Origin of the sequence: Micromonospora globbae (assembly GCF_036184225.1) — a bacterium.
Lineage (GTDB): Bacteria > Actinomycetota > Actinomycetes > Mycobacteriales > Micromonosporaceae > Micromonospora > Micromonospora globbae.
Genome location: NZ_CP108084.1, coordinates 5996080 through 6015664, shown reverse-complemented (window position 1 = coordinate 6015664; position 19585 = coordinate 5996080). Strand labels below are relative to the sequence as shown.

Sequence of the window (19585 nt, the reverse complement as noted above, 5' to 3'; positions counted from 1 at the left end):
CGCCAACCTCATGATCACCGGGACGAACGGGGGGCGGGTGGTCAGTCGGTGGGCAGCAGGGGGCCCAGCGGGCCCAGGTCGAGGTTCAGGTCCTCGGGGGCCAGGCCGAAGTACTCGCGCAGCCCGGCCATCTGCTCCTCCAGCGCCATGAGGGTCGTCCCGATCCGCTCGATCTGCTCGTCGGTGAGGTCGCCCAGCTCGACGCGGCGCAGCGCCTGCCGCTCCATCAGCTGCCGGAGCAGTTCGATCACGGTGAGGACGAGGCTGGCCAGCCCGCGCTCGACGGAGTTCCGGTCCACCGACAGCCGCCGGTCCAGCGGCGTCACCCGGGGCGGACGCCACTGCGGCGCGTCCAGCGCCGCGGCCAGCTCCGCCGCCTCGTCCCGGCCCGCCAGTCCCGGATCCCGCGCCGCGGCGGCCGCCTCACCCGTCGGCCCACGTCCCCGCGCGACCCCGGCCGCCTCGTCCCGGCCCGCGCCCGGCGCGCCGTTCCGTTCCGTCACCAGTCGCCTCCAGGGAGGGCGCCCGCCGACGGCGCGTCCGGGCCCGGCACCGCCGCCGCACCGCCCGCCGCCGGCGGCTCGGGCGGGGCGAGGGCGCCGACCGAGGCGATCAGCGCACGCAGGGAGATGCGGACCAGGTCCACGTCGGCGATGGAGAGCGTGATGTCGCCGCTGACCACCACGCCCGTGGCCAGGACCCGGTCGAGCAGGTCCACGAGGGCGACCGGCCGGTAGGCCAGCGGGTCGTCGGCGCTGTTCGGCGCGAGCGAGGTGGTCACCATGCCGGCTCCCGCACCCGCGCGGGCTCCGCGGGCCGTTCGGCCACGAAGGAGTACGGCGGCCACGGGCCGGTCAGCTCCAGCCGCAGCTCCGGATGGCGGGCGCCGAGCGTCTCCACGAGCCCCGCGAAGCCGGCCGCCGCGGTGGCGTCCACGAGGTACGCGCCGTTGAGCGCCATGGCGGTGGGCGCCCCGGAGAGCCGACGGTCCTGCGGCGCGTGCCGCCGGGCGGCGACCGCGTGCCGAGACAGCGCCTCGTGCACGGCCGCCGCGGCGGCAGCGGCGTTCCGCTGCACGTCCTCCCGTGCGGTGAGCTGTGCCCGGCGCCGCCGCAGGTACGCGGCTCCGGCGCCGCCGGGGCCGGCGGTCTCCTCGGCCTGCGGCACCGCGCCCGGCACGACGTACCCCTTGACGCCCCACTCCCCACGCCCGGTGAGCCGGTCGAGCAGGGCGGCCAGTTCGGCGCGGCGCTCGGTGAGCGAGGCGGCGACCCGGCCGTCGTCGTGGTGCACGGTCGCCAGGCGGGCAGGCACGACGGCGCCCGCCCGCGCCAGCGCGTCCACCACCCGGTGGTGCGCCCGGGCCACCCGCTCCAGCCAGGCCAGGTCCTCCAGGTTGCGGTGCAGCGCCTCCTCGCCGTACTCCGTCAACGGCACCGCGCTCACGACGGCCACCAGGCCGGCCGCGCGGACCGGGCGGACCGGCTCGCCGGTCATCCCCGGCAGGCCGCTCAGCAGCCCGAGGTCCGCCTCCCGGAGCACGCCGTGCAGCCAGCGCCCGGTGTCGCCGGCGTCCGTCGGGGGCTCAACCGTCGATCTCATCCCACTCCTCCCGTCCGACGTCCCGCCGCCGGGCCCGGGCGGCGACCCGCGGCCGGCGTTCGGCCTCCACCTCCTCCGGATCCCGTGGGCCGGGCTCCACGGGCGGGCGGGCACGGGAACTGAGCCACGGATCGTGCTCCCACCAGTCGATGCCGATCTGGCGTGCGGTGTCGACCGACGCGATGACCAGCCGGAGCTTCAACGTCAGCAGCTCGATGTCGAGCAGGCTGACGCGGATGTCACCGGCGATCACGATGCCCCGGTCGAGCACCCGCTCCAGGATGTCGCCGAGGTTGGCCGGCTCGTGCCCGGCCGGCAGGACCTGGCCGGAGTTCTGCACCACGGACGGCGTACTGGTCATCTCAGCCCACCTCGCCCTTCCCCCGCTGGTAGCGCCGCACCCGCCGGTAGCCGAGCAGGGCGCCGTCGATGTCCAGCTGCACCTCGTACAGTCCGAGCAGGTCCGTCGAGGCCGGGATGCGGCGGTCCTCGACCACCTCCACGCCGACCAGCCAGCCGTCGCGCACCGCCTTCAGCGACGTGGTGCCCACCGGCTCGCGTCCGGTCAGCTCGACGATCTGGCGCAACCCCTCGCGCGCCGCCTCGGCGGCCGACAGGGGCTCGACGTACTCCTCGTCGCCCTCCCACTCGTCCTCCGGCTCCGGTTCACGCCGCCGGGCCCGGTCGCCGTCGCCGCGGATCCGATCCATCACGCACACCTCCCCCGCGTCGTCGCTCCGTGTCCGCCCGCCGCGCCCGCCGTACGGGGGCCCGGGCGGGCCGGCCGCCGCCCCGGGCGGGCGGCCGGTCCTCCCGGTCCCGCGCGGCCGCCGGGCGTACGCCACCCGTGAGCCTCTCCAGGACCTGCTGCTGCCGCCGGTCACGTTCCTCCGGCGACAGCTCGCCGGCCGCGGCCGCCGCGTCCAGCTCCTCCAGTTCCCGCCGGATGTTGATCGGGTTGGTGCGCTGCGACTCGGCCTCCCGGGCGATGACCTTCACCACGGCGGTGAGCCCGCGCACGGGCGCGTACGGCAGGGTCAGCAGCGCCCAGAGGATGTCCACGCCTCACCCCGCCAACTGGTGGGCGCTCACGAAGTCGTACGGGGCGAGGGGCCCGCGCAGCCGCATCCGCACCAGGCCCCGCCGCTGCTCGGCGAACTCCTCGACGGCGTCCACGAACTCGTCCTCGCTGTCCTCGTCGACGAGGAAGGCCGCGTGCACGGCGTCCAGCTCGTTGCTCGGCGGTCGCGCGAGGCCGGACACCGCGAGCGGGCCGAGGAGGTCGAGCAGTTCGCGGTTCTCGGCCTCCCGGCGCAGCTCCACGGCCTGGCTGATGATCTCGCCGAGCCGGATCCGCTGCTCCCGGGTCTCCTCCTCCGGCCGCCCGCGCACCTGGTCGGCCAGGTCGGCGGCGGCCGGGTTGTCCTCCAGCACACCCTGGACGAGCGCCGACTCCTCGTAGCGACCGTGCACGATGTACTCGAATCGGCCCTCCAGCTCGTCCAGGGCCTCCGCGAACCGGTCGCCGTGCGCGTCGAGCAGGTCGGCCACCGCGTCGGGGCCGGTGACCACCGTGCCGAACCGGACCGGCAGCACCGGGGCGACGGCCGCCGTGCCGTCGAGCAGTTCCTCGTACGCGGTGAGGTCCGCCGGCCGGCCGAGCGCCGCCTCCAGCGACACCTCGCTCACGAGGGCGGCCACCCGGCCCTGCCGGACCACCGTCACCTCGCCGGGCGGGTCACCGACCCCGGACGCGTCCGGGGTCGGCTCCACGTCCGACGGCACGATCCCGTAGATGAACAAGCCCCGCTCCTCAGCCATCGGACCGCTCCTCGTCCCGGCGCCGGCGCCGGGGCCGCTCGCGGTCCCGGTCCGAGCCGAGTTCCTCGACCGCGTCGCGGACGGCGCCGCCGATCGCGCCGACCGTCTTGCCGAGGCCGGACGCGGCCTTGCCGGCGCCCACGGCCCCGGACGCTCCCTCCACCAGGTCGGGCAGCCCCTTCTGGTTACGCGGCGTGATGTCGAGCCGGTCGACCGCCTGCGCGAACCGCAGGTACGTCTCGACGCTCGCCACCACCACGCGGGCGTTGATCTCCAACAACTGGATGCCGACCACGGCGACGGAGACCTGCGCGTCGATGACGACGCCCTTGTCGAGCACGGTCTCCACGACGTCCGCCAGGCTGGACGACGACCCGCTGCGTTCCAGCGCGCCGCCGGCCTGACCACCTGTGGTTGCGACAGTCACTCGTCTGACACCTCCCGACGACGGCGGACCACGGGACGACGGGGGGTCTGGGGAGCGCGGCGGGCCCGTGGCTCCTCCTCGGGCTCGGGTTCCGCCCGGCGGGCCCGCGACGCGGGCGCCCGCCGGCGCACCGGACGCGGTTCCTCCGGTTCCTCCGGCTCCTCGTACTCGTCGTCGTAGTCCTCGTCGTACTCGTCCTCGTACTCCTCGTCGGCGGGGCGACGCCGCACCGGGCGGCGGCGCGCACGCACCGCGCGCCGGCGGGGGCGCTCCTCCTCGCCGACCTCCTCTTCGGGGCGCTCCGGCGGTTGCTCCCCGGCCTCCGGGTGCTCCTCGGCCGGCGGACCCTCCCGCCGGGCGCGCTCCTGCTCCTCGCGTACGGCCGTGTCGTGGTCCCGGACCACCTGGGAGTCGCGGATCTCGCCCCGCCAGCCCTGCACCGAGTCCGGGTCGAGCACGGTGTGGGTCATCACGTGCCGGACGAAGTGCTTGAGTTCCAGCCGTACGCGGCGGCCCTGCGCGCGCCACAGGTTGCCGGTGTGTTCGAAGAGGCCCTGCGGGTGGTACTCGAGCACCACCAGGATCCGGGTCAGGTCCGGGGTCAGCTCGTGGAAGCTGACCGTGCCGTCGACCGAGCCCTTCTCGCCCTTCGACCGCCAGTGGATGAGCTTGTCCGGGATCTGCCGGACGACGGTCGACACCCACGTCCGGTGCGACCAGAAGACCTGCGCCTTCCAGGTGAGCTTCTCGTCGGACTCGGTGTCGACGTTCTCGACCTTCTTCATGAAGCTCGGGAAGTCGCCGAACTGGGTCCACTGGTTGTACGCGACCCGGACCGGCACGCCGACCTCGATCGCCTCGACGATGTTGGTCACCTTGAGCTTCCCGCCGCCGCGCTCGCCGCCCTTGCGCCTGCCGAGCGCCGACATCACCTTCTCCTTACCGCCGGCCATCCCGGCGTGGATCATCGCCTTCACCGGGGAGTCGCCCTCGGCCATCCGCTGCGCGCCGGTGGCCGCGGCGATGAGGCCGGGACCACCGCCCTGCTTGGCGTACTCGCTGAGCCGGTGGGTCGCGCTCGTGAGCTTCTCGGTCACCACGGAGGCGGCCCGCTCGCCGAGCGCTTCGGCCAGGTTCCGCACGTCGTCGGCGAGCTGGCCGCGGACCTTGCCGGCCAGGCCGCCGGCCTCGTGTCCCACCATGTCACCGCCCCCGCCCCTGGGCGGCGGGCTCGGCCGTGTCGGACCGGCCCGAGTCGCCCGACGGCTCGTCGGCGCCACGGTCCCTCGACGTCTGGCCGGTCACCTCGGCGGAGCGGCGGCGCAACGTGTCCGCCGAGTTGCGGAGCTTCCCGCCGAGCGCGTCGATGCCGTTGCCCGCGGCCGCGGTGGCGGCCGCCTTGCCGGCGGCGGCGAGCGGGCCGCCGAGGCGGCCGAGGTTGGTCAGGTGGGGGGAGGCCTGGAGCAGTTCGCCCCCGCGTTGCAGCAGCCCGCCGGGGTGCATGCTCGCCCGGCCGGCCGCGACGGCCGCGGCCAGGGCGAGCGCGGTCCGCAGCTTGCGACGGCGACCGATCAGGTACCCGAGACCCACGGCGAGTCCGATTCGTGTTCCGCTGTTCATCTGTTCTCCTTCGCTCCCCCGCGGTCCGGACGCCTGCCGCCGGCGGGGCCGGAAGAAGGGGCCCGCTGAGTGACGCGAGCCGGGACCTTCCGTCCGGCGTCCCGTTGTGGCGGACCCGGCGGGCAGTACCCCACGGCATGACCGCGAAACCGCATCCGTGCCATTCCGGGAAATGCGAGCGAAATGAATTCCGAAAAGCGGGTGATCATCGCGCCAAAAGGGGCGATGAGACACGTAGAGGCAGGTCAGGAGTGCGAAAAGGACAGCCGGTCGACGACCGCGCGAATCGGTTCAGAGGGCCGGCGGAGTCGAATCCAGACAGATTTCCGCGTACACCTTGCCGGCGTCGTGACGCAATGTGGCGCCGCATTTTTCGAGCACCTGGAGCGCGCCGGTGTTGTCGGAGGTGGTCTCGGCCACCACGGTGCGCATGCCGGCCGCGGCCGCCTCGTTCAGCAGCTCCCGCAGGGCCGCCCCACCGACGCCCTGGCCGCGTGCGGAGCGGCCGAGCCACATGCCGGTCTCCACCGTCCCCGGATCGTCACGCCGGGTCATCCGGACCATCCCGACCACCTCGCCGCCGGCGAGGATCGCGTACATCTGCGTCCGGGTCGGGCCGGCGAGCCCACCGAAGCTGGCCCGGTGGAACTCGCGGAACGCCTCCCGACGCGCGTGCGACCAGCCCGCCGGCGCCTCCACCGGCGGCATCACCTCACCGGGCTCCGCCTCGGCGGCCGCTACGGAGAGCAACGGCTCAAGGTTGTGCTCGTCCACCGGCGCAATCCGGACCTCACCCGTCACGTCGCGCAGTCTGCCGCCCCTACCGGGAGAAGTCCACCCCATTCGGCGGTGACTGGCGGTCCGTCGCCAGGTACCGACCGGTCGGGTGGACCGGGTCCGGCCTTACGCTCCGCTGTCGCCCGGACCGAACTCGCAGAGGACCACCGACGCGTCGTCCGCGCGCTTGTGCCGGCGCAGCCGGTCGGACAGGTCCCGCTCGGCGGCGCGTACGCGGCCGATGAGGGCGTCCGGCCCCTCGGCGCTCACCAGGTCGAGCAGCCCCGACCAGTCCATGAGGTCGAACTGCTCGACGGCCGCGGAGGCGCCGTCGCTCAGCAGCACGGCCCGGCGCAGCGCCCCCGGCCCGCGCAGCGGCACGGTCCCGGTCACCGCGTGGTACGCCGCGTCGGGGTCGGACGCGGCCACCCAGTAGCCGTGCGTACGGTTCATGCGTTCCCGCTGGATGCCGACCGCCTGCCGGAACCGGGTGGTCCGGTCCGCGGTCCCGGCCGGCACCGCCGCCACCGTGCGGCGCAGCTCCGCCATGGCGGCGTCGAGCCGGTCGTCCGACACGACGCTGACGCGCCCGCCCGCGTCCAGCACCAGCGGGCTGTCGCAGAGCACGAGGTAGTCCACCTGGTCGCCGCCCTCGCGCAGCAGGCAGACGGTGCTGGAGGGCGTTCCCGGATGGTCCAGGTCGCACACGCCGCCGTGGTCCGCGCGTACCGCGAGGATCGCCGCCGCGAGGTTGCTCATGAGACTGGCCGTGGGGCGCACCGCCTCGGCCAGCCCGATCCGGGCGGCGAGGTGCCGGACGTACCACTCCGGGCCGTGCACGCATCCGGTGTCGAACCCCTCCGGCACGGTGGCGCCGTCGAGCACGCCGACGAGGGCGCCGAACCGGAACACGAGATCCTCGTTGACGTCCCGGCCCGGCGCCGGCGCGGAGGCGGAGCGGACCCGCATGAGCGGGGCCCGCCCCACCGCCCGTACCGGCTCAGCCACGCCGGACCTCGCCGACGGCCTCCTGCGTCTCACCGCGCACGTGCTGGGCCGCGGACCGGCCCTCCTCGGCGACGGCGGCGGCGCCCCTGGCGGCGGTGGAACCCACCGACCGGGCCGCCTCCTGCGCGGGGCCGCGCATGCCGGCGGTGAGCTGCTGGCCGAACTGACCGGCCTGGTGCCGCAGGTCGCCAGCGTGCTGGCCGACCATCTCCCGGGCCTGCCCGGCCCACTGCCGCTCCCTGCGGCTCGGCGGCATCAGCGCCGAGACCAGCACACCGGCGCCGAAGGCGAGCAGACCGGCCGTCATCGGGTTGCCCTGCGCCTGCTCCCGGGACTGGTGCCCGATCGAGCGGGCCTGCTGCCGCGCGGAGTCGGCGGCGTGGGACATCCGCTCACCCGCGTGCTCGCCCATGTGCTGGACCGAGCCGGCGGCGGACGACATCCGGTGGCCGGCCTGTTCGCCCATGTGCTGCACCGAGCCGGCGGCGGAGGACATCTTCTGACCCGCCGCGTCGCTCATGTGCGACGACGTACCCATCACCTTCTCCTTCATCCGGGTGAGCATGCCCCGGGCCTGCCCGACCCGGTCGCTCGCGATACGCCGCGGGTTGACCTTGTCGCTGAGCGCGTCGACGTTGGTGCTCAGCTCCCCGCGCGTGTACTCGATCTGCTGCCGGATCCGGTCCGGATCGGTCGACATCGTCTGCTCCCTTCCGGCTCCGGTCACCGGTCGCGAATCGGGTCGCGAATCGCGCCCGGGACCTGCCGTACGGTCTCCTGCGTCCGTGGCAACACGCCACGGACCTGGCGCAGCCTCGCCCGTCCGGCGACGGCCAGGATGGCGGTGGCCACCGCCCAGACAGCCGCCACGATCAGCGCTGCCCAGCCCTGGTCCATCACGTTGGACAGACCCCACCACGCCGCGTACGAGACGAACAGGATCGTCAGGAATCCTGCCAGCGCCGCGCCGCCGAACATGCCGCCGGCCTTGGCGGCCGACTTCGCTTCCTCCCGCAGCTCCGCCTTGGCCAGTTGGATCTCCTGGCGGACCAGCGTGGACATGTCGCGGGTCACGTCACCCAGCAGGTCACCGACCGACTGGGTGCGCACCCGCTCCTTCTCCGGGGCACTCATGGCGCCACCCCACCCGGGACGCCGGGCTCCTGCCGCCGACCGTCGGGCGACACGTTCTCCGCCCGGGCCGCGCCGCTGTAGGCGCTCTCGGCGGTGTACGGCGCCGTGACCTCACGCTCGTACGGCTGGCCACCCGGGGGCATCCGGTGCTCCGGTCGTTCCCCGTCCGGCGACGAGGTCAGGCTTCGGGTGAGCCGGCCGAACAGCAGTCCGGCCACCGCCGCGCCGGCCAGGAACCGACCCGGGTTCCGCCGGGCGTAGTCGCGCACCTCGTGCAGCACGTCGGCCGGCTCCCGCTCGTCGAGCCAGCCGGCCGCCCGCTGCGCGGCGTCGGCGACGCGCCGGACGACCTCACCGGTCATGCCGGAGTCGGTGCGTTCGGCCACGGAGCCGAGTTCCCGACCCAGCCCGCGCAGTCCTTCGGCGGCCCGGTGCTGCTGCATACGGGCCTGCTCGCGCAACTGCGAGGTGGCCTCGTGGGTCAGGTGCTGGGCCTGGTACCGCGCCTGCGCGGCCACCTCCCGGCCCTGCTCGGCAGCGGCGTGTCCGATCTGACCACCGGCATGTGCCGTCTGCTGACCGACCCGGGACGCCTGCTGGCGGGCCTGCTCGGTGGTGCCTCCCGGCGGTCTGTTCTGGTTGATCGCCGTCATCGTGCACTCCCTTCCTCGGCCCCGGGCCACGTGTGGCCCGGAACGCCATCCGCCTACCCGCCCGGTCCCGCGACATTCGTTCGGGCCGGTGCGGACCGATCCCCGGCCGGGCCGCGGATCCGTGCAGTCCACACGGCATCGGTGAGCCGGGCGACCGGCGGTCGCGACCGGACGGGCAGCCCCTCCGCGGACGGTTCCGACAGGGTGCGCGGGCCGTCGGATACGCCACCGCGGCGCGGGGTGGGCGGGACGGGACGGTGGTGACCGGGCGCCCGGCCGACGACGGTGCCCCAGATACGGGGCAGCTCGACAGGACCCGGTCAACGAGGGTGGTCCGCCCGGGCCGTGGACGAGCCTCGCAATCGTCGCCGTGGGCGCGCCCGCGCCCGTCGCGGTCCGATCGGGTGCCGACGGCCTCAGCGGCGGCGGTTGCGGGCGCGGGATGAGCGCAGCCGGCGCAGCCGGCCGACGAGCACCGGCTCGGCGGCGAGCGCCGCCGGGTTGTCGAGCAGCGCGTTGAGCAGCTGGTAGTAGCGGGTGGCGGAGAGACCGAAGGCGTCCCGGATGGCCTGTTCCTTCGCACCGGCGTGCCGCCACCACTGCCGCTCGAAGGCGAGGATGGCGTGTTCCCGCTCGGTCAGGACCGGGCCGGAATCCGCCGGCGCCGCGCGGTCGCCGTCCTCGCGTACCGTCCCGGGCCCCGCGGTCTCCTCCGCCGTCCGGTCGCCGTCCTCACGTACGGTCTCGGCCGCCGGCGCGGAGCGAGGCGGCGGCACGGACGCGGACCCGGTGCGCCCGCGCGACGACGGCGGCCGGGTGGCGGCGTCGGGCGCTCCGGCGGGCGGCTCGGCGGCCGGGGCGGCGTCGGCGGACTGCATGGCGCTCCTCGGACGGACGGGCCGGCACCGCGACGCCGACCGGGGGGAACCCCAGCCTAACCAGGGGCGACGCGAGCCGCATCCGGGCGTGCCGGGGCCCGCCCGGTCACCCGGCGGGCCGCCCTCCCCGAACGGCCCGCCGTTGCGACCGGACGATCAGGAGATGTCGCGCCGGCGCATCGCCCAGAGCGCCGCACCGAGGATGACCGCGACGCCCACCACGAAGAGCACCGAGGACTGCTGCCAGGTGACGTCGAAGGTGTCCGGCTTGCACTCACCGAAGACCGTGGCGTTGCAGGACTGCCAGTCCTCCAGGGTCACCTTCTTCTGCATCCAGGCCACCGCGTACGTCGGCAGCAGCCACGCCTCCGGGAAGCGCACCCCGGCCATGTCCAGCAGGATGCCGAGACCGAACTGACCGACGACCATGACGGCGACGACGCCGCCGAGCGCCATGGCGGTGTGCCGTCCCAGCGAGGCCAGGGCGAAGCCCACCGCCGTGACGGCGAGCACCAGCGCCACGGCGCGCAGCCCGGTGAGGGTGAACGACTGCCACACCCCGGCCGTCATCTTCTCCGTGTTCCCGCGGAACGTGGCGACCAGCCAGAACCCGGCGAACCAGGCCACCGCGGCGGCCAGGGTCACCGTGAGCAGCCCGGTGAGCAGCGCCGCGAGTTTGGTCAGCAGGACGGTCAACCGCCGTGGCCGCCACAGCAGGAGGTTCATCATCCCGCCGGTGCTCCACTCGGCGCCCACGAAGGACGCGCCGATGACGAAGCCGACCAGCGCGAGGATGCCGGCGAACGGGATCAGCGTCTCGGCGAAGCTCTCGCGGAAGTCGAACGTCGACGGGAGGAACCACGAGGTCTCGATCGCCTCGCGGGGCGGCGGGCTGATCACCGAGCAGTCGTCGGGGTAGCGGCCGTCGTCGGCCGTACCGGCCGCCTTGGCCGCCTCGCAGGCCGCCTTCTCCTGCGCGGTCCAGCGCACCTGCTCCTGGTACGACTGCTCGGCCTGACGCTCGGCGCGGGCGATGGCGTCGGCGTCCAGCTTCTCGTTCGTGAGGAACGTCCCGACCACGACGGCGAGCAGCACGAGCAGGCCGAGGAGCGTCATGTAGCGGGTGAAGCGCCGCTTGACGAGCCGGCGCAGCTCCGTACGGTAGAGGCTCACGCCCCCCACCTCCCTCCGGCGGCGCCGGACTGCTCCGGCCCACCGACCTTCGTGGACTGGTCGACCTGCCGGTGCTGGCCGGGCACCGGCGCCGTGGCGGTCAGTTCGAGGAAGACGCTCTCCAGGTCGACGGTGACGGGCGTCAGCTCGCTCACGTAGAGGCCCTGCTCGGCGAGGAGCCGCGTGACCGTGGCCGGCTTGTCGACGCCGGCGAGCATCAGATGGTCCGCCTGCCCGGTGACGCGGACCCCGGCCCGCGTGAGCACCTCGGTGGCGGCCGGCAGGTCGGCGGCGGCCTCCAGGCGTACGCGCACCGCGCCGGAGGAGTGCTGGGCGAGCACCTCGTCGACGGGGCCGAAGGCCACCCGGCGGCCCAGCGAGATGATCGTGACCGAGTCGCAGATCAGCTGGATCTCGCCGAGGATGTGGCTGGAGAGCACGACGGTCATGCCGGACTCGGCGAGGGTGCGCATCAGCGTACGCATCTCGCGGATGCCGCCCGGGTCGAGGCCGTTGGCCGGCTCGTCGAGGATCAGCAGCTTCGGGTTCTTGAGCAGCGCCGAGGCGACGGCCAGGCGCTGCTTCATGCCGAGCGAGTACGTCTTGACCCGCTCGCCCGCCCGGTCACGCAGCCCGACGAGTTCCAGCACCTCGTCGACGCGGGTGGCCGGCACGTCACCGGCGGACGCCAGCAACGACAGCGTGTCCCGGGCCGTGAAGTGCGGGAAGAACTGCGGGCTCTCGACGATGGCGCCGACCTGCCCGGCGACGACCGGCAGGGCCTCCGGCACCTCCTGACCGAGGATCCGCATCCGGCCGGCGTTGGGCCGGATGAGGCCGAGCAGCGTCCGCAGGGTCGTCGTCTTGCCGGACCCGTTCGGACCCAGGAAGCCGTGCACCTGCCCGGCCTCCACCCGCATGTCGAAGCCGTCCAGCGCGTTGCGGGTCCCGCGCCGGCGGCTCTTGTAGGTCTTCCGTAGACCTTCGATCTCCAGGACAGCTGGCAAGCTGCACCTCCCCCGATGGTGGGCGTGACAGCCGACACCATACGCGGTATGCACCTCGGCTCAATACCCGGTATGCACGACGCGCCGCTCAGGCGCAGATGACGTGCACCCCGGCGGCGCGGAACGCCGCCACCACCTCGGGATTCGCGCCGGAGTCGGTGACCAGGGTCTCCACCCGGTCCACCGAGCAGATGCGGGCGAAGGCGTGACCGCCCAGCTTGGACGAGTCCGCGATGATCACCACCCGCTTGGCACGGGCCACCATGAGGCTGTTCATGGCCGCCTCACCCTCGTGGTGGGCGGCGGCGCCGAGCTGCGGATCGATGGCGTCGACACCGAGCAGGGCGACGTCCAGGGTTACCTCGCGCAGCAGCGCCCCGCCCAGCGGGCCCACCAGTTCGAAGGACTTCGGCCGGACCACGCCGCCGGCCACCACGACCTTCATGCGCGAGCGGACGAGCAGTTCGTTGGCGATGTTCAGCGCGTTGGTCACCACGGTCAGCTGGGCGCCCTCGGCGCTGGTGTTCAGGTCGGGACGCACGGCCAGGGCCCGGGCCACCTCGGTGCTGGTGGTGCCGCCGTTGAGGCCGACCACGGTGCCAGGCGAGACGAGCGCCGCGGCGGCCGTGCCGATCCGTTGCTTCTCGGCCGAGTGCTTGGCCGTCTTGTAGCGCAACGGCAGGTCGTACGAGACCCCGTTGGCCACGGCGCCGCCCCGCGTACGCGTGATCATCTGCTGCTGGGCGAGCTGGTCGAAGTCCCGCCGGATGGTCGCCTGGGAGACGCTCAGCCGCTCGGCCGCCTCCTCGACGCTGACGCGGCCGCTGTCGGTCAGCATCTCGAGCAGCGCGTTCCATCTGGCGTACCGGTCCACCGCGCGGGCCCTCCCAGCGACTGCACGATTGGTGATTGATTGCGTGCACACTAGTGCGCGAAACTACGAGGGCGCAAAACATCGACCTGCTCGATCGGCCCATCGGTTGCCACGAGCACCCCCGTTCGCGCAGAATGGCGCGCGAAAGCCGGGTAAATCGAGCCGTATTGCGCACGGCCGCCTGCTGCGAGGAGTCCTCATGGCGTACGTGGACGCGGAGATCGCGAGCCAGCCCGACTGCTGGCGCAGGGCGGCCGAACTCGCCGCCGGCGTCCGCGCCGACCTGCCCCGATGCGGCGAGCGGGTCGCCGTCGTCGGGTGCGGCACGTCGTGGTTCATGGCCATGGCGTACGCGGCCCTGCGCGAGCAGGCCGGCCAGGGCGAGACGGACGCCTTCCAGGCCTCCGAGTTCCCGGCCGGGCGGCGCTACGACCGGCTGGTCGCCATCACGCGATCCGGCACCACCACCGAGGTGGTCGACCTGCTCCGCGCGCTGCGCGGACACGTGCCGACGACCGTCCTCGTGGGTGACCCGGAGACGCCCGCCGTGCGGCTCGCCGACGCCACCGTGACGCTCTCCTTCGCCGACGAGCGCTCGGTGGTGCAGACCCGCTTCGCGACGACCGCGCTGGCCCTGCTGCGCGCGCACCTCGGCGAGAACGTGGAGACGCTGGCCGCGGACGCCGAGGTGGCCGTCCGCGCCCCGCTGCCGATCGAGCCGACCCGCATCGAGCAGGTCACCTTCCTCGGTCGGGGATGGACGGTCGGCCTGGCCCAGGAGGCCGCGCTCAAGTGCCGCGAGGCCGCCACGTTCTGGGCCGAGGCGTACCCGGCCATGGACTACCGGCACGGCCCGATCTCGATCGCCGCCCCCGGACGGCTCGTCTGGGCGTTCGGCACGCTTCCCGAGGGCCTCGTCGAGAACGTCACGGCCACCGGCGCCGCGTTCGTCCACAGCCGTACCCACGGCTGCCGGACGGTGCTGGGCAGTTGGGCGGCGGGCCGCACCCCCGTGGACCCGATGGCCGACCTGATCCTGGCCCAGCGGTTCGCGGTGGCGCTCGCCACCAGCCGGGGCCTCGACCCGGACGCGCCCCGGCACCTGACCCGGTCCGTGGTGCTCACGTGAGCGATCGCACCATCCGCCACGGCGGTGCGGCGGTCGCGCCGCCGGAGAACGGCAGGGTGGGCGGCGGTGACGTCGTCGTGGCCGTGGACGTGGGCGGCACCGGCATGAAGTGCGCCCTGGTCGGCCCGGACGGCGCCACCGTGCACACCGAACGGCATCCCACCGACGCGGGACGCGGACCGGCGGCCGTGGTCGACACCATCCTCGACGTCGCCGACGGGCTCGCCGCCAAGGCACGCGCCGACGGCCGCACCCCGGTCGCGCTCGGGATCGCCGTACCGGGGATCGTCGACGAGGCACGCGGCGTCGCCGTCTGGTCGGCGAACGTCGGCTTCCGCGACGTACCGCTGCGGGACCTCGCGGTGACGCGGCTCGGCCTGCCCACCGCGATCGGGCACGACGTACGCGCGGGCGGTCTCGCCGAGGCCCGGCTCGGCGCGGGACGGGGCGCCGGGCACGTCCTCTTCGTGGCCATCGGGACCGGCATCGCGGCCGCGCACGTGGTCGACGGTTCCGCGAGCGTCGGCGCACACGGCGCCGCCGGGGAGATCGGGCACATCCTGGTCCGCCCGGGCGGCCCGCGCTGCGGCTGCGGCCGGCCCGGATGCCTCGAAGCGGTCGCCTCCGCCTCCGCGGTCGGCCGCCGGTACGCCGAACTCGCCGGGACGCCCGCCACCGCCGCCGACGTGGCCGAGCGGGCCGCCGCCGGCGAGCCGCTCGCGGCGCAGGTCTGGACCGAGACCGTCGAGGCGCTCGCCGACGGGCTGGCCAGCGGGCAGGCCCTCTTCGACGTCGCCACGATCGTGGTCGGCGGCGGGCTCGCGCAGGCCGGTGAGCGGCTACTCGGCCCGCTCCGCGCGGCGCTGCACGAACGGATGACCTTCCACCGGGAGCCGCGGCTGGTCGCGGCGGCCCTCGGCGACGAGGCCGGCTGCCTCGGCGCCGCCCTGCTCGCACTCGACGCCCTCGGCGTCCCGAGAAGCATGGAGACGCGATGACCCAGCGGGTGAGCGGCAAGGTGGTGACCCCGACCGGAGTCATCCGGCAGGGCTGCGTCGAGTGGGACGGCGACCGGATCACCGCGGTGGCCGAGTACCCGTCGATCCGCGACGGGCACTGGATCCTCCCCGGCTTCGTGGACATGCACACCCACGGCGGCGGCGGCCACACCTTCACCACCGGGGACGCCGACCAGGCCCGGGAGGCGGCCACCTTCCACCTGCGGCACGGTACGACCACGCTGCTGGCCAGCCTCGTCAGCTCGCCGTTCGCGCTGATGCGGGCGGCCACCGCCGCGTTCCGCCCGCTCGTGGACGAGGGGGTGCTGGCCGGCATCCACTTCGAGGGGCCGTACCTCTCGACGGCCCGCTGCGGCGCGCAGAACCCCGAACACCTGCGCGACCCCTCCACCGACGAACTGGCCGAGCTCATCGAGCTGGGCGGCGACGCCATCCGGATGGTCACGCTCGCGCCCGAGCGGGACGGCGCGCTGGAGGCCGTCAAGCTGCTCACCGCGCACCGGGTCGTCGCCGCCGTGGGTCACACCGACGCCACGTACGACGAGACCCGCGCCGCCGTGGCGGCCGGCGCGAGCGTCGCCACCCACCTGTTCAACGGGATGCGGCCGGTGCACCACCGCGAGCCGGGCCCGGTCGTGGCGCTGTTGGAGGCGCCGAACGTCATCTGCGAGCTGGTGGCCGACGGGGTGCACCTGCACGACGGGATGCTCACGTTCGCCACCTCGGTGGCCGGTCCGGAACGGGCCGCGCTGGTCACCGACGCGATGGCCGCCGCCGGCATGCCCGACGGCGAGTACGAGCTGGGCGGCCAGGCCGTGACGGTCAGCGACGGCGTGGCCCGGCTGAGCCGCGACGGCGCCATCGCCGGCAGCACGCTCACCATGGACGCGGCGCTGCGGCACGCGGTCGCCGCCGGGATCCCCATGGCGGACGCGGCCCGGATGGTCGCCACCACCCCGGCCCGCGCCATCGGTCTCGGCGACCGGCTGGGCGCCCTCCAGGTGGGCCTGCGCGCCGACCTCGTGGTGCTGGACGACGACCTCAACGTGGTGCGTGTGCTGCGCGCCGGCGCCTGGCAGGAGTGACGCGTCAGCCGGCGGTGGGGATCTCCACGCCGAGCACCGCCTGCTCGTCGGGCCGGTGCACCAGCACCTCCGACAGGTACGACTGCACGGCCGGCGCCATGCCGACGTCCCGGCCGGCGCGCTCGGAGAGCAGCCACTTGTGCTCGATGATCTGCGTGAACAGCTCCTGCGGCTCCAGCTTGCGGCGCAGGTGCGCGGGCACGGCGCGGACCACCGGCTCGAAGACCTCGGTCAGCCAGCGGTGCGCGGCCTGCTGCTCGTCCGTGAGGTCGCTCTCGGCCCGGTACGCGTCCAGGTCGTTGAGGAGCTTGCGCGCCTGGTTCTCCTCGGCGTCCAGGCCGGTGAGGCGCAGCAGCCGCCGGCTGTGGTAGCCGGCGTCGACCACCTTCGGGCGCACCAGGTAACGCCCGTCGTCGATGGTCGACACGGCGATCTCGGCGACGTCGAACCCGAGCTCGTTGAGGCGGCGGATCCGGGTGTCGATGTCGTGCCGGGCGTCCCGCTCGACCTGCTGCTCGTAGGTGATCTCGTGCCAGAGCCGCTCGTACCGCTGCACGACCTCCTCGCTGACCTTCTCCGGGTCGATCGACGGGTGCAGCAGCCCCGCGGCCTCCAGGTCCAGCGCCTCACCGAAGATGTTGACCCGCGCGATCTCCAGGTCCTCGTTGCGCTGTCCATTGGAGAGCGACCGGTGCAGCGCGCCCGTCTCGGCGTCGACGAGGTACGCCGCGAACGCGCCGGCGTCCCGGCGGAACAGCGTGTTCGACAGCGAGCAGTCGCCCCAGAAGAAGCCGGTGAGGTGCATCCGGACCAGCAGCGCGGCGAGCGCGTCGAGCAGCCGGTTCATCGTCTCGGGCCGCAGGGTGTGCGAGAACAGCGCCCGGTAGGGCAGCGAGAACTGCAGGTGCCGGGTGATCAGCACCGGGTCCAGCGGCTCGCCGTCGTCGCTCTGCCGGTCGGCGACGATCGCCACCGCCTCCACCGCCGGGAAGTCGATCCGCTCCAGCGCGCGGAGCAGGTCGTACTCCCGCTCCGCGACCCGCTCGGCGGTCTCCTTCACGGCGTACACGTAGTCGCCGAGCCGGACGAAGCGGACGATGTGCCGGGAGATGCCCTGCGGCAGCGCCACCAGGTGCTGGGCAGGCCACTCCTCCAGCGGAGTCGACCACGGCAGGTCGAGCAGCGCCGGGTCCACGAGGGCAGACGTGATCCGCACGGAGACAAGCATGACAAGCGTCGCCCCCGAGCGCTTCCCATCGTGGCTGGGCCCACAGCGGCACCCGGTAGCGTGGTCGGGTGCGAGAGACCCCGGTGGTACGCGTGCGGCCGCGCCCGGTGCGGCCCGCCGGCTGGTGGTACGACGCGCTGCTGCTCGCCGCGCTGGTCGGGCTGACCGTGGCGCTCGTCACCCACCAGCTCTTCGGCGTCGACCGGGCGGTGGCGGACTGGGCGCAGGAGCACCGGCCGGCGGCCGCGTACTGGGTGGCCCGCGTGTTGAACCTGCTCGGCCAGGGCACGCCGCTGACCCTGATCGCGGTCGGTCTCGGGGTGCTGCTGGCCGTCCGCGTCCGCTCGGTCCGGCCGGTCCTGCCGCCGCTCGCGGCGTTCGTGCTCACGTACCTGACCATCGGGCCGCTGAAGGTGTGGACCGCCCGGCCAGCGCCGAGCGCCAGCGTGAAGAAGCCGTTCCTCCCGCCCGACCAGACCCTCCCGCTCTTCCAGGAGGACCTGCCGCTGCGCTTCGCGCAGTCGTACCCGTCCGGGCACGTGGCCAACGCGATCGTCTGGTACGGCATGCTCGCGCTGCTGCTCGCCCCGCTGCTGCGCACCTACGGGCGCACGATCCCGCCCCGGCTGGTCCTCGCCGTCCGGGTGCTGCCGCCGTTGATCGTCCTGACCACCACCACCTACCTCGGCTGGCACTGGCTCACCGACTCGGTGGCCGGTCTGCTGCTCGGCCTCCTCCTCGACCGGCTGCTGCACCGGGTGCCGTGGGACGACGTACCCCTGCCGGCCCGCCTGCCCGGATCGGCCCGTACCCGGCTGTTCACCTCCGGCCCGTAGCCTGACCCGACGTGAACCAGCTCGAACGCCGGTTGGGCGTACCCGACGCCGTGGTCATCGGGCTCGGGTCGATGCTCGGCGCGGGCGTCTTCGTCGTGTTCGGCCCGGCCGCCGCGGCGGCCGGCGGCGCCGGGCTGCTCCCCGCCCTCGTGCTGGCCGGATTCATCGCGTTCTGCAACGCGACCAGCTCCGCCCGGCTGGCCGCCCGCTACCCGGAGTCCGGCGGCACGTACGTGTACGGGCGGGAACGCCTCGGGCCGTTCGCCGGTTTCCTGGCCGGTTGGGGCTTCGTGGCCGGCAAGACGGCGAGCTGCGCGGCGATGGCGCTGACCATCGGGGCGTACCTCTGGCCGGGACACGCGCGGGTGGTGGCGGTGGCCGCGGTGCTCGCGGTGACGGCCGTGAACCTGCGCGGCATCGGCCGGACCGCCACCGCCACGAAGATCCTGGTGGCGCTGGTGCTCGCGGTGCTGGCGCTCGTCGCCGTCACCGGTCTGGCCGGCGGGCCGGTCGAACTGGACCGGCTGGGCGACCCCGGCGGCTCCGGCCGGGGCGTGCTCACGGCCGCCGGCCTGCTCTTCTTCGCCTTCGCGGGGTACGCCCGGATCGCCACGCTGGGCGAGGAGGTCCGCGACCCGGAGCGCACGATCCCCCGCGCGGTGCCCCTCGCGCTCGGCCTGGTGCTCGCGATCTACCTGGTCCTCGCCGTGGTCGCCCTCGGCGTGCTCGGCAGCGACCGGCTGGCCAACTCCGCCGCGCCGCTCGCCGACGTGGTGGCCGCCGCCGGGCTGCCCGGGCTGGCGTGGGTGGTGCGGGCCGGCGCCACCGTCGCGGTGACCGGGGTGCTGCTCTCCCTGCTCGCCGGGGTGGGGCGCACCCTGCTCGCGATGGCCCGCCGCCGGGACGTGCCGGGCGCCCTCGCCGCCGTCCACCCCCGGTACCGGGTGCCCCACCGCGCCGAACTGGCCGTCGCCGCCGTGGTGGTCGTCGTGGTGTCGCTCGGCGACGTCCGCCACGCCATCGGCTTCTCCAGCTGCACGGTGCTGGTCTACTACGCGATCACCAACGCGGCGGCGTTGACCCTCGGCCGGGATCCCCGCCGGAAACTGCCGGTGCAGGTGCTCGCCGCGCTGGGGCTGGCCGGCTGCCTGCTGCTCGCCGTCAACCTGCCCGCGAGCAGCGTGATCGCCGGCTTCGCGGTGCTGGCAGCCGGCGCGGCCGGCTACGCCCTCCGCGCCTCGCGGTCCCATCCACCCGGCCCGCCCTCCCGGTCCCACCCGCCCCGGTGATCATGAGGTTATTGCCCTCGTCGAC

Annotated in this window: 25 protein-coding genes; 5 read left to right on the top strand and 20 right to left on the bottom strand. The window is 74.4% G+C overall.

Annotated elements, in window-relative coordinates:
- Positions 1 to 41: 41 nt before the first annotated feature.
- From OG994_RS27435 to OG994_RS27345, 19 genes are all read right to left on the bottom strand, one after another.
- On the bottom strand, positions 42 to 503 hold the full coding sequence (locus tag OG994_RS27435; protein WP_328851447.1) for a gas vesicle protein K: 462 nt from the start codon (positions 501 to 503) through the stop codon (positions 42 to 44).
- Positions 500 to 784, bottom strand: a complete 285-nt coding sequence (locus tag OG994_RS27430) for a gas vesicle protein (protein WP_120329597.1) — start codon at positions 782 to 784, stop codon at positions 500 to 502. The genes OG994_RS27435 and OG994_RS27430 overlap by 4 nt, the downstream gene beginning before the upstream one ends.
- The gene (locus OG994_RS27425) at positions 778 to 1602 is read right to left on the bottom strand and encodes a GvpL/GvpF family gas vesicle protein (protein WP_328851446.1); all 825 of its coding nucleotides are present in this window, start codon (positions 1600 to 1602) and stop codon (positions 778 to 780) included. The genes OG994_RS27430 and OG994_RS27425 overlap by 7 nt, the downstream gene beginning before the upstream one ends.
- Positions 1586 to 1963, bottom strand: a complete 378-nt coding sequence (gvpJ, locus tag OG994_RS31695; RefSeq protein WP_120329595.1) for a gas vesicle protein GvpJ — start codon at positions 1961 to 1963, stop codon at positions 1586 to 1588. The genes OG994_RS27425 and gvpJ (OG994_RS31695) overlap by 17 nt, the downstream gene beginning before the upstream one ends.
- A 1-nt stretch (position 1964) precedes the next feature.
- A complete protein-coding gene (locus OG994_RS27415) occupies positions 1965 to 2312 on the bottom strand; it encodes a gas vesicle protein GvpO (protein ID WP_120329594.1) in 348 nt (115 codons plus the stop codon).
- Positions 2269 to 2664, bottom strand: coding sequence for a gas vesicle protein GvpG (locus tag OG994_RS27410; protein WP_120329593.1), 396 nt, complete (start codon positions 2662 to 2664; stop codon positions 2269 to 2271). Before OG994_RS27410 ends, OG994_RS27415 begins: the two co-directional genes overlap by 44 nt.
- A gap of 3 nt (positions 2665 to 2667) precedes the next feature.
- A complete protein-coding gene (locus OG994_RS27405; RefSeq protein WP_120329592.1) occupies positions 2668 to 3423 on the bottom strand; it encodes a GvpL/GvpF family gas vesicle protein in 756 nt (251 codons plus the stop codon).
- A complete protein-coding gene (gene gvpJ / locus OG994_RS31690; RefSeq protein ID WP_120329591.1) occupies positions 3416 to 3850 on the bottom strand; it encodes a gas vesicle protein GvpJ in 435 nt (144 codons plus the stop codon). The genes OG994_RS27405 and gvpJ (OG994_RS31690) overlap by 8 nt, the downstream gene beginning before the upstream one ends.
- Positions 3847 to 5052 (bottom strand): SRPBCC family protein, encoded by a 1206-nt coding sequence (locus tag OG994_RS27395; RefSeq protein WP_328851445.1) that lies wholly within the window; start codon positions 5050 to 5052, stop codon positions 3847 to 3849. Before OG994_RS27395 ends, gvpJ (OG994_RS31690) begins: the two co-directional genes overlap by 4 nt.
- A gap of 1 nt (position 5053) precedes the next feature.
- Entirely contained in the window at positions 5054 to 5470 is a 417-nt protein-coding gene (locus OG994_RS27390; protein WP_328851444.1) for a hypothetical protein, read from the bottom strand.
- Positions 5471 to 5761: 291 nt separating this feature from the next.
- On the bottom strand, positions 5762 to 6313 hold the full coding sequence (locus tag OG994_RS27385; protein ID WP_396844868.1) for a GNAT family N-acetyltransferase: 552 nt from the start codon (positions 6311 to 6313) through the stop codon (positions 5762 to 5764).
- A 60-nt stretch (positions 6314 to 6373) separates the two neighbouring features.
- The gene (locus OG994_RS27380) at positions 6374 to 7255 is read right to left on the bottom strand and encodes a hypothetical protein (protein ID WP_120329587.1); all 882 of its coding nucleotides are present in this window, start codon (positions 7253 to 7255) and stop codon (positions 6374 to 6376) included.
- Positions 7248 to 7955 carry a DUF3618 domain-containing protein gene (locus OG994_RS27375; RefSeq protein WP_120329586.1) on the bottom strand — a complete coding sequence of 236 codons (708 nt, stop codon included), beginning with the start codon at positions 7953 to 7955 and terminating at the stop codon, positions 7248 to 7250. The genes OG994_RS27380 and OG994_RS27375 overlap by 8 nt, the downstream gene beginning before the upstream one ends.
- A 23-nt stretch (positions 7956 to 7978) precedes the next feature.
- Positions 7979 to 8389, bottom strand: a complete 411-nt coding sequence (locus tag OG994_RS27370; protein WP_120329585.1) for a phage holin family protein — start codon at positions 8387 to 8389, stop codon at positions 7979 to 7981.
- Positions 8386 to 9042 (bottom strand): hypothetical protein, encoded by a 657-nt coding sequence (locus tag OG994_RS27365; protein ID WP_328851443.1) that lies wholly within the window; start codon positions 9040 to 9042, stop codon positions 8386 to 8388. The genes OG994_RS27370 and OG994_RS27365 overlap by 4 nt, the downstream gene beginning before the upstream one ends.
- 416 nt (positions 9043 to 9458) lie before the next feature.
- Positions 9459 to 9920 (bottom strand): DUF3263 domain-containing protein, encoded by a 462-nt coding sequence (locus OG994_RS27360; RefSeq protein WP_328851442.1) that lies wholly within the window; start codon positions 9918 to 9920, stop codon positions 9459 to 9461.
- A gap of 156 nt (positions 9921 to 10076) precedes the next feature.
- Positions 10077 to 11093 (bottom strand): ABC transporter permease subunit, encoded by a 1017-nt coding sequence (locus OG994_RS27355; RefSeq protein WP_328851441.1) that lies wholly within the window; start codon positions 11091 to 11093, stop codon positions 10077 to 10079.
- Positions 11090 to 12100, bottom strand: coding sequence for an ATP-binding cassette domain-containing protein (locus OG994_RS27350; protein WP_328851440.1), 1011 nt, complete (start codon positions 12098 to 12100; stop codon positions 11090 to 11092). The genes OG994_RS27355 and OG994_RS27350 overlap by 4 nt, the downstream gene beginning before the upstream one ends.
- Before the next feature lie 88 nt (positions 12101 to 12188).
- Positions 12189 to 12974, bottom strand: a complete 786-nt coding sequence (locus OG994_RS27345) for a DeoR/GlpR family DNA-binding transcription regulator (RefSeq protein ID WP_120329581.1) — start codon at positions 12972 to 12974, stop codon at positions 12189 to 12191.
- A gap of 199 nt (positions 12975 to 13173) precedes the next feature.
- Here OG994_RS27345 and OG994_RS27340 point away from each other — a divergent pair, with 199 nt between their 5' ends.
- The 3 genes from OG994_RS27340 to nagA are packed head-to-tail and all read left to right on the top strand — an operon-like array spanning position 13174 to position 16207.
- Positions 13174 to 14103: an SIS domain-containing protein gene (locus tag OG994_RS27340; RefSeq protein WP_328851439.1), complete on the top strand. Its 930-nt coding sequence runs from the start codon at positions 13174 to 13176 to the stop codon at positions 14101 to 14103.
- A 56-nt stretch (positions 14104 to 14159) separates the two neighbouring features.
- On the top strand, positions 14160 to 15101 hold the full coding sequence (locus OG994_RS27335; RefSeq protein WP_328853809.1) for an ROK family protein: 942 nt from the start codon (positions 14160 to 14162) through the stop codon (positions 15099 to 15101).
- Complete coding sequence (nagA, locus tag OG994_RS27330) at positions 15098 to 16207, top strand: N-acetylglucosamine-6-phosphate deacetylase (RefSeq protein WP_328851438.1); 1110 nt, start codon at positions 15098 to 15100, stop codon at positions 16205 to 16207. Before OG994_RS27335 ends, nagA begins: the two co-directional genes overlap by 4 nt.
- A gap of 4 nt (positions 16208 to 16211) precedes the next feature.
- Here the strand turns inward: nagA and OG994_RS27325 are convergent, their stop codons facing one another.
- Positions 16212 to 17435, bottom strand: a complete 1224-nt coding sequence (locus tag OG994_RS27325) for a DUF4032 domain-containing protein (protein ID WP_120329577.1) — start codon at positions 17433 to 17435, stop codon at positions 16212 to 16214.
- A 68-nt stretch (positions 17436 to 17503) separates the two neighbouring features.
- Here OG994_RS27325 and OG994_RS27320 point away from each other — a divergent pair, with 68 nt between their 5' ends.
- Positions 17504 to 18271 (top strand): phosphatase PAP2 family protein, encoded by a 768-nt coding sequence (locus OG994_RS27320; protein WP_120329576.1) that lies wholly within the window; start codon positions 17504 to 17506, stop codon positions 18269 to 18271.
- 11 nt (positions 18272 to 18282) lie between these two features.
- Entirely contained in the window at positions 18283 to 19560 is a 1278-nt protein-coding gene (locus OG994_RS27315) for an APC family permease (protein ID WP_328851437.1), read from the top strand.
- The last annotated feature ends 25 nt before the right edge of the window (positions 19561 to 19585 follow it).